Origin of the sequence: Neorhizobium petrolearium, assembly GCF_017873175.1 — a bacterium.
In the GTDB taxonomy this organism is placed as follows: Bacteria; Pseudomonadota; Alphaproteobacteria; order Rhizobiales; family Rhizobiaceae; genus Neorhizobium; species Neorhizobium petrolearium.
This window is the reverse complement of record NZ_JAGGJW010000006.1, coordinates 303561-315927: the sequence shown is the minus strand read 5'-3', so window position 1 is coordinate 315927 and position 12367 is coordinate 303561. Positions and strand designations below refer to the sequence as shown.

The 12367-nt window shown below is 60.8% G+C and carries 12 protein-coding genes; 8 read left to right on the top strand and 4 right to left on the bottom strand.

Annotated features, from left to right (window positions below; genetic code table 11):
- Positions 1-569: 569 nt before the first annotated feature.
- The 4 genes from gpt to arsH all read left to right on the top strand — a co-directional run bounded on the left by gpt (position 570) and on the right by arsH (position 6924).
- Entirely contained in the window at positions 570-1067 is a 498-nt protein-coding gene (gene gpt, locus J2046_RS14025) for a xanthine phosphoribosyltransferase (protein WP_210052691.1), read from the top strand.
- A gap of 677 nt (positions 1068-1744) precedes the next feature.
- Complete coding sequence (locus J2046_RS14020; RefSeq protein WP_210052689.1) at positions 1745-5560, top strand: vitamin B12-dependent ribonucleotide reductase; 3816 nt, start codon at positions 1745-1747, stop codon at positions 5558-5560.
- 286 nt (positions 5561-5846) lie between these two features.
- On the top strand, positions 5847-6170 hold the full coding sequence (locus J2046_RS14015; RefSeq protein WP_210052686.1) for an ArsR/SmtB family transcription factor: 324 nt from the start codon (positions 5847-5849) through the stop codon (positions 6168-6170).
- 37 nt (positions 6171-6207) lie between these two features.
- On the top strand, positions 6208-6924 hold the full coding sequence (gene arsH / locus J2046_RS14010; protein WP_210052683.1) for an arsenical resistance protein ArsH: 717 nt from the start codon (positions 6208-6210) through the stop codon (positions 6922-6924).
- 28 nt (positions 6925-6952) lie between these two features.
- Here the strand turns inward: arsH and J2046_RS14005 are convergent, their stop codons facing one another.
- A complete protein-coding gene (locus J2046_RS14005) occupies positions 6953-7213 on the bottom strand; it encodes a winged helix-turn-helix domain-containing protein (protein WP_210052682.1) in 261 nt (86 codons plus the stop codon).
- Between the two features lie 1014 nt (positions 7214-8227).
- Here J2046_RS14005 and J2046_RS14000 point away from each other — a divergent pair.
- Entirely contained in the window at positions 8228-8641 is a 414-nt protein-coding gene (locus J2046_RS14000) for an MbcA/ParS/Xre antitoxin family protein (protein WP_037151210.1), read from the top strand.
- A complete protein-coding gene (locus J2046_RS13995; RefSeq protein WP_210052679.1) occupies positions 8635-9333 on the top strand; it encodes an RES family NAD+ phosphorylase in 699 nt (232 codons plus the stop codon). Before J2046_RS14000 ends, J2046_RS13995 begins: the two co-directional genes overlap by 7 nt.
- Positions 9334-9405: 72 nt before the next feature.
- On the opposite strand, the gene J2046_RS13990 is transcribed toward J2046_RS13995, so the two are convergent.
- Together J2046_RS13990 and J2046_RS13985 are read right to left on the bottom strand one after the other, a co-directional pair.
- Positions 9406-9837, bottom strand: coding sequence for an EF-hand domain-containing protein (locus J2046_RS13990; protein WP_210052677.1), 432 nt, complete (start codon positions 9835-9837; stop codon positions 9406-9408).
- 138 nt (positions 9838-9975) lie between these two features.
- Positions 9976-10458, bottom strand: coding sequence for a DUF2380 domain-containing protein (locus J2046_RS13985; protein WP_210052675.1), 483 nt, complete (start codon positions 10456-10458; stop codon positions 9976-9978).
- A 14-nt stretch (positions 10459-10472) separates the two neighbouring features.
- Between J2046_RS13985 and J2046_RS13980 the strand changes: the two genes are divergently transcribed.
- Entirely contained in the window at positions 10473-10877 is a 405-nt protein-coding gene (locus J2046_RS13980; RefSeq protein WP_210052673.1) for a hypothetical protein, read from the top strand.
- On the top strand, positions 10874-11566 hold the full coding sequence (locus tag J2046_RS13975) for a hypothetical protein (RefSeq protein WP_210052671.1): 693 nt from the start codon (positions 10874-10876) through the stop codon (positions 11564-11566). Before J2046_RS13980 ends, J2046_RS13975 begins: the two co-directional genes overlap by 4 nt.
- Before the next feature lie 104 nt (positions 11567-11670).
- Here J2046_RS13975 and J2046_RS13970 read toward each other — a convergent pair whose 3' ends face one another.
- Complete coding sequence (locus J2046_RS13970; protein ID WP_210052669.1) at positions 11671-12297, bottom strand: outer membrane protein; 627 nt, start codon at positions 12295-12297, stop codon at positions 11671-11673.
- Positions 12298-12367 lie beyond the last annotated feature (70 nt).

Genomic DNA, 12367 nt, shown 5'->3' with positions numbered 1-12367 from the left:
CTGAAGACGACCCGGCCAGCTTTGCACGCCTCCGGTAATATACGAGGAGTGGAAATGACGGCTAATGGCGGCTCTTTGATCTGAAGGCGCCGAGAAAACAGGCCGAGCGCCTGGAGGCAGCAAGCCAAGTCCTTCCGATTAGAAAGCCTTTGCAAGAGCGGAAATAATTGCCGTCGGAACCGCATGGGCCGGATCGCGTCCTGCCTTGAGGCAGCACATCCCGTTTTGCTGTCAGACGACGAGGCTGTCGAAATCAAAACGTGGTCGAATTCAGCTGACCGGAGAGCACGCGGCGCTATGAGGCCTGGGGACGAACAATGGCGACTTCCAATCCATGATCCAAGGCTTCACCGGTGCCGTTAACAAGGCGCAAGCCTGAAAGCCCGCGCCCCTCTCGCGCGAGCGGGCTCGTTCCAAAGCCGGAAGCCGTCGCGTGTGCGACACTCGTCACCTGCACCGTTCCCATCGACCACTTTGCAGTCCACAGCCGCGAATCGCCGACTTGCCAGGAAGCCGGCATTGCCGCTATTAGCGAGAGCCAACGAAAGCTCTCGCTGATTGGCTGAACCATGTCACTTCCTGAAAAAGCATTCCCCGTCTCCTGGGATCAATTCCACCGCGACGCCCGGGCGCTTGCCTGGCGGCTCGCCGGTCTTAACCAGGAGTTCCGCGCCATCGTCTGCATCACCCGCGGCGGCCTCGTGCCGGCGGCGATCATCTCGCGCGAACTCAACATCCGCCTGATCGAGACCGTCTGCGTCGCCTCCTACCACGACTACGTCAACCAGGGCGAAATGGCCCTGCTCAAGGGAATCACTCCCGAGCTCACCAAAAACGAAGGCGCCGGCGTGCTCGTCGTCGACGACCTGACCGATACGGGCAAGACGGCTTCCGAAGTGCGCGCCATGTTGCCCAAGGCGCACTTCGCCTGCGTCTACGCCAAGCCCAAGGGCGTTCCGACTGTCGATACGTTCGTGACCGAGGTCAGCCAGGACACCTGGATCTATTTTCCCTGGGACATGGGCTTCACCTATCAGGAGCCGATCGCCAAAGGCGCCAAAGGCTGATTCTCCCCGCCTGCCCGAGTTCTAACGCCCTGTCGAGAACCCGCCCTGCCGCAGGCCGCGCGGGCTCTGCTATTCCTAGCGGGTGGAAAATCTCCCAGATGCCTCAATATGGTACGCCGGATTCCTGCAAATCCAGCTCAGCCGCAGGCCCGCGAAGCGTCCGAGCGTGAAAAAATTCGCCGGACGCCGGTACGCAAGCTTCAAGCCATCCTCGCAATACCTTGAGATTCCTCGATTATTTTTTCTCCCCGTTATCCACAGCGGCAAAGCACAATATCTTGTGGTTATAAAACCGTAGCAATCTACGCCTTGACGAATCTCTCGTGTCGTCCGACAGTGTTCCTCATGTTGCGGCGGCGACTGGACCGGGGATAACGAGGCCGGTTCCTTTTCGAGTTGGACGGAAACGACAGATGGCAGATCGGCGGTGAAGACCCGGCCTGCCAGAAGGCTTTCGTGCGCATCCGGATTTGCTCGCCAAAACTGCGATTGGGACTGGCAAAAAGAACCTGTTAATACTATATTTAGTGTTTGCAGCCAGCATCCATCGCAATATACAGGTAGGCATCCACGATGATTCACCTGGATGGAATTTCAACCGGCTGCACATGATGGCGTGCAGCGGGAGCGGATATTTGCGCCCCTGAGCAAGGGCCAACAGACGAGGGATTAAGGCAATGCGCATCGAACGTCGTTTCACCAAGTCAGGCCAGGGCGCCTATGCGGAAATCGAATTCCGCAAGGCCGTCAGCGAGATCAAGAATCCCGACGGTTCCATCGTCTTCAGGGCCGCCGACATCGACGTGCCGGCGCAGTTCTCCCAGGTCGCGACCGACGTTCTGGCGCAGAAATATTTCCGCAAGGCCGGCGTCCCGAAGATCCTGAAGAAGGTCGAGGAAAACGACGTTCCCTCGTTCCTCTGGCGTTCGGTCCCCGACACGGAAGCGATGAAGGCGCTGCCGAAGGACGAGCAGTACGGCTCCGAGACCGATGCGCGTCAGGTTTTCTCCCGTCTTGCCGGAACGTGGACCTATTGGGGCTGGAAGGGTGGCTATTTCTCGTCGGAGGAAGATGCGAGCGCCTTCATGGACGAGCTTGCCTACATGCTCGCCACCCAGCGCGTCGCGCCCAATTCCCCGCAGTGGTTCAACACCGGCCTTTTCTGGGCCTATGGCATCGACGGCCCCGGCCAGGGCCATTTCTACGTCGACCCGTTCACCAGCAAGCTCACCAAGTCGAAGTCGGCCTATGAACATCCGCAGCCGCATGCCTGCTTCATCCAGTCGGTCGAGGACGACCTCGTCAACGAAGGCGGCATCATGGATCTGTGGGTGCGGGAAGCGCGCCTCTTCAAATACGGTTCCGGCACCGGCTCCAACTTCTCCATGCTGCGCGGCGAAGGCGAAAAGCTTTCCGGCGGCGGCCGCTCCTCCGGCCTGATGAGCTTTTTGAAGATCGGCGACCGCGCCGCCGGCGCCATCAAGTCGGGCGGCACGACGCGCCGCGCCGCCAAGATGGTCGTCGTCGACATCGACCATCCGGATATCGAGGAATATATCAACTGGAAGGTCAAGGAAGAGCAGAAGGTGGCGGCGCTGGTCACCGGCTCGAAGATCGTCGCCAGGCATCTGAAGGCGATCATGAAGGCCTGCGTCAATTGCGAAGGCGGCACCGGCGAGGATTGCTTCGATCCGTTGAAGAACCCGGCGCTGAAGCGCGAGATCCGCGCCGCCAAGAAGGATCAGGTTCCGGAAAACTATATCGGCCGCGTCATCCAGTTCGCCCGCCAGGGCTACAAGGACATGGAGTTCAAGACCTATGACACGGACTGGGATTCGGAAGCCTATCTCACCGTCTCCGGCCAGAATTCCAACAACTCCGTCTCGTTGAAGGATGACTTCCTGCGCGCTGTCGAAAACGACGGCGACTGGAACCTCACCGCCCGCAAGGACGGCCGCGTGATGAAGACGCTGAAGGCTAAGGACCTCTGGGAGCAGATCTCCTATGCCGCCTGGGCGTCCGCCGATCCGGGCATCCACTTCAACACGACGATGAACGACTGGCACACGTCGCCGGCCGGCGGCCCGATCCGCGGCTCGAACCCGTGCTCGGAATACATGTTCCTCGACGATACGGCCTGCAACCTCGCCTCGATGAACCTGCTCGCCTTCAAGGATGCCTCCACCAAGCGCATCAATATCGCCGACTACGAACATGCGACGCGTCTTTGGACGATCGTGCTCGAAATCTCCGTCATGATGGCGCAGTTCCCGTCGAAGCGCATCGCCGAACTCTCCTACGAATACCGCACGCTCGGCCTTGGCTATGCGAATATCGGCGGTCTGCTGATGTCCACCGGCATTCCCTATGACTCGGCGGAAGGCCGCGCCATCGCCGGCTCGCTCACCGCGATCATGACCGGCATTTCCTACGCCACGTCGGCTGAAATGGCCGCCGAGCTCGGCCCCTTCCCGAACTTTGCGCCGAACCGCGACAACATGCTGCGCGTCATCCGCAACCATCGCCGCGCGGCCCATGGCGAAACCTCGGGTTATGAGGCGCTGTCGGTCAACCCGGTCGCGCTCGTCCATTCCGACAACCCGGACCAGGATCTCGCGGCCCATGCCAAGGCCGCCTGGGACAAGGCGCTCGAACTCGGCGAACAGCACGGCTACCGCAACGCGCAGGTCTCGGTCATCGCCCCGACCGGTACGATCGGCCTCGTCATGGATTGCGACACGACCGGCATCGAGCCCGATTTCGCGCTCGTCAAGTTCAAGAAGCTCGCCGGCGGCGGCTACTGGAAGATCATCAACCGCGCAGTACCCGAGGCGCTGCGCACGCTCGGCTATTCCGAAGCGCAGATCGCCGAGATCGAGGCCTATGCGGTCGGTCACGGCAACCTCAACCAGGCGCCCGCCATCAACCCCTCCACGCTTGCTGCGAAGGGTTTCACCGCGGAAAAGATCGAAGCGGTCAATGCAGCGCTGAAGCAGGCCTTCGACATCAAGTTCGTCTTCAACCAGTGGACGCTCGGCGCCGACTTCCTGAAAGACACGCTGAAGGTCACCGACGCACAGCTTTCCGACGTCAGCTTCAACCTGCTCGAACATCTCGGTTTTGCGAAGAAGGACATCGAGGCCGCCAACATCCATGTCTGCGGCGCGATGACGCTGGAAGGCGCGCCGTTCCTGAAAGCCGAGCATCTGCCGGTCTTCGATTGCGCCAATCCCTGCGGCAAGATCGGCAAGCGTTACCTTTCGGTCGAAAGCCACATCCGCATGATGGCGGCCGCCCAGCCGTTCATCTCGGGTGCAATCTCCAAGACGATCAACATGCCAAACGACGCGACCGTCGCGGACTGCGGCGCGGCCTACATGCTCTCTTGGAAGCTCGCATTGAAGGCGAACGCGCTCTATCGCGACGGTTCCAAGCTGTCGCAGCCGCTCAACTCCTCGCTGATCGATGAGGACGATGCGGACGACGCGATCGAGGAACTGCTCAGCCAGCCGGCTGCCGCCCAAGCCGTGCAGGTCACGGAGAAGATCGTCGAGCGGATCATCGAAAAGGTCGTCCGTACCCAGGAAAAACTGCCCGCCCGCCGCAAGGGTTACACCCAGAAGGCCAAGATCGGCGGCCACACGATCTTCCTGCGCACCGGCGAATATGACGACGGGCGTCTCGGCGAAATCTTCCTCGACATGAACAAGGAAGGTTCGGCGCTGCGCGCCTTCATCAACAATTTCGCGATCTCTGTCTCGCTCGGCCTGCAATATGGCGTGCCGCTCGAGGAATATGTCGACGCCTTCACGTTCACGAAGTTCGAGCCGGCCGGCATCGTCACGGGCAATGACGCGATCAAGAACGCCACGTCGATCCTCGACTACGTGTTCCGCGAACTCGCGATTTCCTATCTCGGCCGCCACGATCTCGCCCATGTGGACACGTCGGACTTTTCCAACACCGCGCTCGGCCGGGGTGTCTCGGAAGGCAAGGCGGACATCGTCTCCAAGGGCCTGACCCGAGGATACAAGCCCACGCTGGTGCCGAAGATCGGCGGCGAGCGCCCGGCCGCCTCCGAAGCCAAGGGTGCCGCGACCGCAGCGCCGGCGCGGGCTTCGGCCGGCGCGACCGTCACCGCCTTTGCCGGCGCTGCGGCCCGCAAGCTGGAGCCGACCGCCGCCATCTCCACGTCGGAAGTGGTTTCCTTCAAGCGGGACTACGAGGAACGCGCCCGGGAGCTTGCCGAAGAGATCGTCGAGGAACTGGCAGAGGAACAGCAGGCGACCTCCGGCCTCTTCTCCGATGCTGCAGCCGACGAAGCCGCAACCGCGAAGACCGAAGCCAAGAAGGTGGAGAACGAACGCCGCATGCGCTCCATCGCCCAGGGATATACGGGCAACATGTGCTCCGAGTGCCAGAATTTCACTATGGTAAGAAACGGCACCTGCGAGAAATGCGACACGTGCGGAGCTACAAGTGGGTGCTCTTGATCAAATCTACTGGATGTCCCGCGCCCGAAGAAATGCGTCTAAGCCCGTGATTTGCGTTTGAGCGGCCGCTAGAAATACGTCTCAGGAAAAAAGGGTAAGTTCGCGCCTACCTCGAGCCTTTTAGAAAAACCATTCCGCCGACCCGAAAAAGTCGGCGGAAAATGGCCCATGGAACAAAACAGGAATCAAGCAGAAGGTGTAAAGAGTTTCGGATGGCAGGACTCCTCCTTGCGCCAAGCCGTCCCGTGATATATCTGCATTATTAGATTTCAACGGATATTGAATCATGGATGACAAGCAGGCGCTAGCCGCCTTTGCGGCACTTTCACAGGAGACCAGGCTGAACGTAGTTCGCACGCTGGTCGTCGCTGGCGCTGACGGCCTGGCCGCTGGCAGGATCGCCGAGATACTGGGCACCTCCCCTTCCAATATCAGCTTCCATCTGAAGGAGCTGGAGCACGCGGGCCTGATCTCGATGCGGCGCGACAGCAGATCGCTCATCTACAGCGCCCGCTTCGACGCCATCGGCAACCTCGTATCATTCCTCCTGAAGGAATGCTGCCGAGGCCTTCCAGTCGATCAGGAACAACTTCCATCCCAGCAGGCATGAACAGCAACGCTGCTGCACAAGACCACGGAGACACGAAATGACAAGCCTCCCCGCCGCCGTCGACGAGCATCTGATGCTCCCTGATGCAGAAGCCCTCCGTCCGCCGATGTCCACCCATAAGCCCCGCATCCTGATCCTCTACGGTTCGCTCCGGGAAACCTCCTACAGCCGACTGTTGGCGCACGAGACGCGGCGCCTCCTCGAGCACTTTGGGTGTGAGGTGAAGATCTTCGATCCACGCGGACTTCCACTTCCGGACGAGGAGCCGGTGAGCCACCCGAAGGTCCAGGAGTTGCGCTCACTTTCCGAGTGGTCGGAAGGTCAGGTCTGGATTTCCCCCGAGCGGCACGGATCGATGAGCGGGATCATGAAGACGCAAATCGACTGGATACCGCTTTCGATCGGGTCAGTCCGGCCCACGCAGGGAAAGACGCTCGCGGTGATGCAGGTCAGTGGCGGGTCCCAGTCCTTCAACGCGGTCAACCAGCTCCGGGTGCTGGGTCGGTGGATGCGGATGATCACCATTCCCAACCAGTCGTCCGTCGCCAAGGCCTTCCTCGAGTTCGATCAGGATGGCAGGATGAAGCCATCGTCTTACTACGACCGGGTCGTCGACGTCTGCGAGGAACTGGTCAAGTTCACGCTCCTTACAAGGGACGTGTCGCCATACCTCACGGACCGTTACAGCGAGCGCAAGGAGACCGTGGATGAGCTGTCGAAGCGCGTCAATCTTGGCAAGGCTGCCGGAGGCTGAACAGCCGAAGGCAAGTGCGTCCGGCGGCTTACGCCATGCCGTATCCCGCCCCGCGGACCGTGCGAATGGCATCACTCTCCCCTTTCCGGTTCAAGGCGGCGCGTAGCTTCTTCACAGCAACGTCGACGTTACGCTCGTCCCTGCCCGGTGACCACACCTTATCGACGATCGCGGCACGGGACCACAGTCTCTGGGGCTCGGCAAGAAAGAGCTGCAGGAGTCTGAACTCGGTGGGCCCCAGATGAATGACACGTGCTCCCCTGGTCACCCGGTGCATCTCGAGGTTCATTGAAATATCCCCGGCCGCGAAGACTGTCCGACGCAGCGGCCCCCTGCCCACGAGCGTGCTGCTCCGTGCAAGAAGTTCCTGAACGGCGAATGGAGCCGCAAGCACGTCGTCCGCGATCCCCGCCCATTGCCGTTCCGCCTCTGCACGCAAGAACGAGAATGGGCGCGGAGGTCGCGAGCCTGATGTCTGTAAAGATATCGATACCGCCCATGGCGAACGTCTCATCGAGGACTACGAGATCCGTAACGGTCTCGGCGGCACTCCGGGGGATTTCACTGACAGATCCCAGCAGCATTGCACTGAACCCTTCACGCTGGAAGCTCGCCTTGAGGATCTCTCCGAGATAGGGATTGGACTGCACGAGCAGGATGTTGCGCATGGTGCTCCTATCGGTCTTCCCTCCCAAGCTTCCGGGTGTGTCCACGCCGGCCTTCGACCCGGCGTCGCGATTGAGAAGCAGACCACGAAGGACTTGCGCACGATCCGCGCGGATTTCCTTGAAAGCGATTCGACTTCGGTCCGATCGTCGTCCATGGTCACACGGTGACGACATCGCGCCGGCCGGAAATCTACGACAACCGTATTGCGCTCGACACCGTAGCTGGAGCATCCGGTGGCCTCTCGGCGCTCGGGATCCCGGACGATGGCACGCGGTTCTTCCTGCAGGCATCGACAGGGAATGTGGTCAGCATAGCCGAGCCACTCGACCTTCGTTCGGATCGGGCTCTACCTTGGTGGTCAGATTCTCGTCGACGCCCGCAGAGCCTCGCAGCATCGCTATCCGCAGGCTGAAAAAGTTCCGTTCAACTCTGGAACGCAGCTTTAAAATTAATCCAGATTGAACTAACCATCGCCCATCAGGGGCGGGTGAAATCGTGAAGAAGTTTAAGGACACGCCCTCGGTAAGAAGGTAGGTAGCCCATCACTGTCGATGTGATGTGGCCCGTTCGAAAGCAACTGGAGCTTGCCAATTGGCATAAACATGCTAATCTTCCGCCAAAAAGAGAGGATGCCATGCAACTTCAACCCATTGCTTCAACTCCCTTCAACCGAACCTCAACGGAAATCACCGATGAGGAAGCAGGGGCGCTTGCTCGTACCACCGTGAACCTCTTCAACGCCTGGAAGCTCACAGACGCCCAGGCTTGCACCTTGCTTGGCGGTTTGTCAGCTCGAACGTGGGCACGTTGGAAAGAAGGCAGCGTCGGACGTATTGATCGAGACCTGAAAATGCGGATGGCTCACCTGATGGGTATCCATAAGGGGGTGCGACATCTGTTTAAGGATCCGACAAGGGGATATGAGTGGATCAAAGCGCCAAATACGGCCTTTGGCGGCAAGTCGGCGCTGGACGTGATGCTGCAAGGCGAGCTTTCTGATCTTGCCGTGATGCGTGAATGGCTCGATGCGGAGCGCAGCGCTTGGTAAGTGGCCTTGCTGTCCGTTCCCAGGTGCGCTGGCCAAAGACCTACCGCATCATTCGATCGATCTACCCACCCATCGATTTGTTCGAGGACATCGCCGATCCCCGCGACTGGGAGGCCCTTGTTGCCGTCGAGGCAAAAACCAATCCGCGGATTCGTTTTGAAGTAGGCGATCTAGGCAAGGTGCCCGCCAACCGTCGCGTTTCTGGCCCCGGCGCGAGTTACGTAATGGCCCCATTCGTCCATTGCTCAACAGGGCGGCCAGGACGCTTCACGGATGGAAGCTATGGCATCTACTATGCAGGCGAGAGTGAAGACGTCGCGCTGGCCGAGACAATCCATCACCAACAGAAATTCATGAGTTCGACGCCCCAGCCTCCAGGATGGACATCGGACTTTCGTGTCCTGGTGGGCAGCGTTGACCGGGTACTTGACGACGTGAACGCGGTGCCTGACGTTCTGCATCCGGACGATTACACCGCTTCGCAAGTTGAGGGACGTAGTCTTCGGGCGGCTGGAAGCGATGGCCTCCTGTGGAACAGCGTTCGAAAGCCTGGTCAACGCTGTATCGGCATCTTCTGGCCGGATGCCATCCCTGTTCCCGTCCAAGGGCGGCACTACTGCTATCACTGGAACGGGACTCGGGTAGATTTCGTGCGTCAGTACGACACTGGAGCGGTACTCGCAGTCACTTAGCTGGTGGCTTGTGGCGCTTGTTCCACAATACGGGGGTGCGGGTCGCCGATCCCGCAGTCGCCGGTGCGGCACTTATTGCCGCCAGAACGCCTGCATCTCCTCGGGCGTTACCTTGCCGTCCTTGTTCGCATCAACGCTGTCGAAAATCCGCTTGTGGACCGCCGTCACCTCCTCGAAGGACAGGGCACCGTCCCCGTCGGTGTCGGCGATCGCGAACATGATCTTCATCATCTGCCCGCGCATGCCCATCGGCGGCATGCCCCTCATCATGCCGGGCTGCATCATCATGCCCCGCCCCATCATTCCACCCGGCATCATGTCGGAGCCCGGCGTCCCCTGCCCCTGTCCGGTCACGCCCTCTGTTCCCGAGGGCGAGGCCGCCTGCGACGAGTCCGCCGGATGATGCGGATCCGCTCCGCTTGTCTGCGCGAGGGCGAAGCCTGCACTTCCGACGGCGATTGCCGCGGCCAGCAGGACCGCGGCTGGAATTGTTGTCGTTCTCATCTCGTTTCTCCTTTGGCTTGGCTTGGTCCCGTCAAGGCCGATCTCAAGGTCATCGCCGTCAATCCGGAAGGCACGGCAAGAGCGTTGGCAATGGGCGCGGCTTAAAACAATCTCGCCCGACGACTGCATGCCCCGCCCCTACTCCGGCAGGCAGCGTTTTTCGATGTCCTGTGCCGCAAATGCCCCGGCGCGCCGCCAGGCCTCATCGGTATCGCCCCGGTAGCTCAGAAACCGGTCGCAGGTCGGCTTGTTGCTGACCAGGTCGAGCACCGCGAATTTCACCCCGCCGACCAGCGTACTCATTTTCTGAACCTCTCCGACCAGCAGGTATCTTGCCCCGGCTTCTCTCGCCTGGACGGATAGCGCTTCCAGTCCGGCGGTTCTTGCCGTGCATTCGCCGACCCCACAGATCAGCGGGACGACATTCATCCTCCCGCTGGTGGAGAGGCCTTCCTGCAGCGCAGTTCCCAGCACCTTCAGCCGCTTCACGTGCTCGGCACGCTGGTCCCTGGCTTCTCCGGACGTGTCCCTGAAATCGAAACCGGTGGTCGCAAGAGTGACCGGTTCCGCAGCATCGGCGAAGCCGGATGCAGCACCTCCGACGATACCAGCGAACGCCATCAGAAGCGCGCAACATGCAGGAAGATACGAACTTGGCTTGGGCAGGTGTCGCATTTTCTCCTCCCGACCGGAAAATGGCAGCCGGGATGATAACGCGAACAGGCCGTCTCGTCATGCGTGGAGCGAACGGCAAGCGATCGGGCGGGCAGCAGGCCTGGCAACGGCCTGAGCGCGCTCCTGAGAAGGCAATCTTCGAGCCTGCCGCCGAACTTCCTTTTGATGAGATAGGCTTGGCAAAACCCCTCTCCCATCAGACCAAAGTCCTCCCGGGGCCCGACCTTGGTCCCGAGATCTGGATATTTGGTCCCATGCCCATGGATTTGTCCCGACCGCTGCGCCAGACTTACGTAACGGAATGGAGGCGCGAAGCGATGAGCGTCGATTCGTTTTCGCAAGGAGCGTGTGGAGGAAAGCGATGAAGCTGAAGAACGTCCTGAAGAACAGCATCGTGGCCATGGGGCTCGTGGCAGTTTCCGTCGGCGGAGGTGTGGCCGGATTTGCCGACATCGCATTCGCCAAAGGCGGTGACGGCGGTGGCGGTGGAAACGGGGGCGGGAACGGCGGCGGAAACGGTGGTGGCAATGGCGGCGGTCATGGGAGCGATCGCGGGAGTGATCGTGGCCATGGCGGAGGCCGTGACAATGCCTCGGATCGCAGCAATTCGATTAAAAGCCGCTCGGCATCCGCCGATCGCGGTTCCGGCAAGGAACGGGTCAAGAAGGATACGCCCCATCAGGTTTCGAAAACGGTGCCCGTGCCGACATCGAAGCCGGCAGCATCCACGCTCGCCGGTCTCAACTCGCTGCAGCGGAACTATCACGCCTATCTCAACACCAGCGATCCGCGCATGGCCTCGCTTTCAGCCTATGTGACGGCCTATGCGGAATATGAGCTCGCCAATGGCATGGATCCGGCCCTGACGGACCCCGCGCTTGGCGAACTGGCGCTGCGCGATGCGCTGGAAGATTTTTCCGGTGCGCCGGTGAGTGACGAGACATTGTCATGGGCGCAGGATGTTCTGGGCGTCGGCCCTGCGGTCGGCAAGATTGACGAAGTCCGCGAGGATATGACCGCACAAGCGGCCACCGAACCCGTTATCGAGGACTGATGCACAAAACTAGCGGCGCTGCATCCCCGTTCAGGCATGCAGCGCCGTCATCTTTCAATCCCCGAAATCCGCCTTCGACCCGGACCGGAAGCGAAGGCCTCGGCTCAGAACCGGTAGTTCACGCCGGCCTTGAGCACCTGGTCGCGCACGTCGGTCTTCGAGCTGACGCCGCCGGTGGTGCTGCGGACATCGTTGGTCATGGTATAGTTGTATTCGAACCGGGCCGAAAGATTGTCGGAAAGCTTCTGCTCGATGCCGGCGCCGACGATCCAGCCCGGCTTCCAGCCATCGGGACCATCGGTGCCCCGATGATCGCCAAAGCTGGTGAGCGCGACGCCTGCGGTGCCATAGACGAGCGTCTGGTTGATGCCGACACCGGCCTTGGCCTTCGCGGCTACGCGGCCCTGTTCCTTGATATTGCCACCCGGAACGCGGCTTTTTACGTTGCCCAGATGGGAAGCCTCGATTTCGCCGCCGATGACGCCGGAATCCAAGTCCATGTTGTAGCCGCCATGGACGCCGAGAACCAGGCCCTTGTCGCCGTCGAAGGGGTTGAGCTTGCGGGACGACATGCCGAGATCGCCACCGACATAGGCACCGCCCCAGCCGGAGGACGGCGTCGCCGGCTCGTTATAGGCCGGTGGTTCGGAATAGGACGTCAGGTCGGCAGCCCAGACGGGCGTGGTGGAAAATGCGGCGATCAACGCCAGGGCGAAGGGCTTCGCGTTCATGGTATGCTTTACTCCGTACAGCGCCTGCGGATCAAAAAGCGCAAGCAAATTTACTCAGGTTACAAGCGCT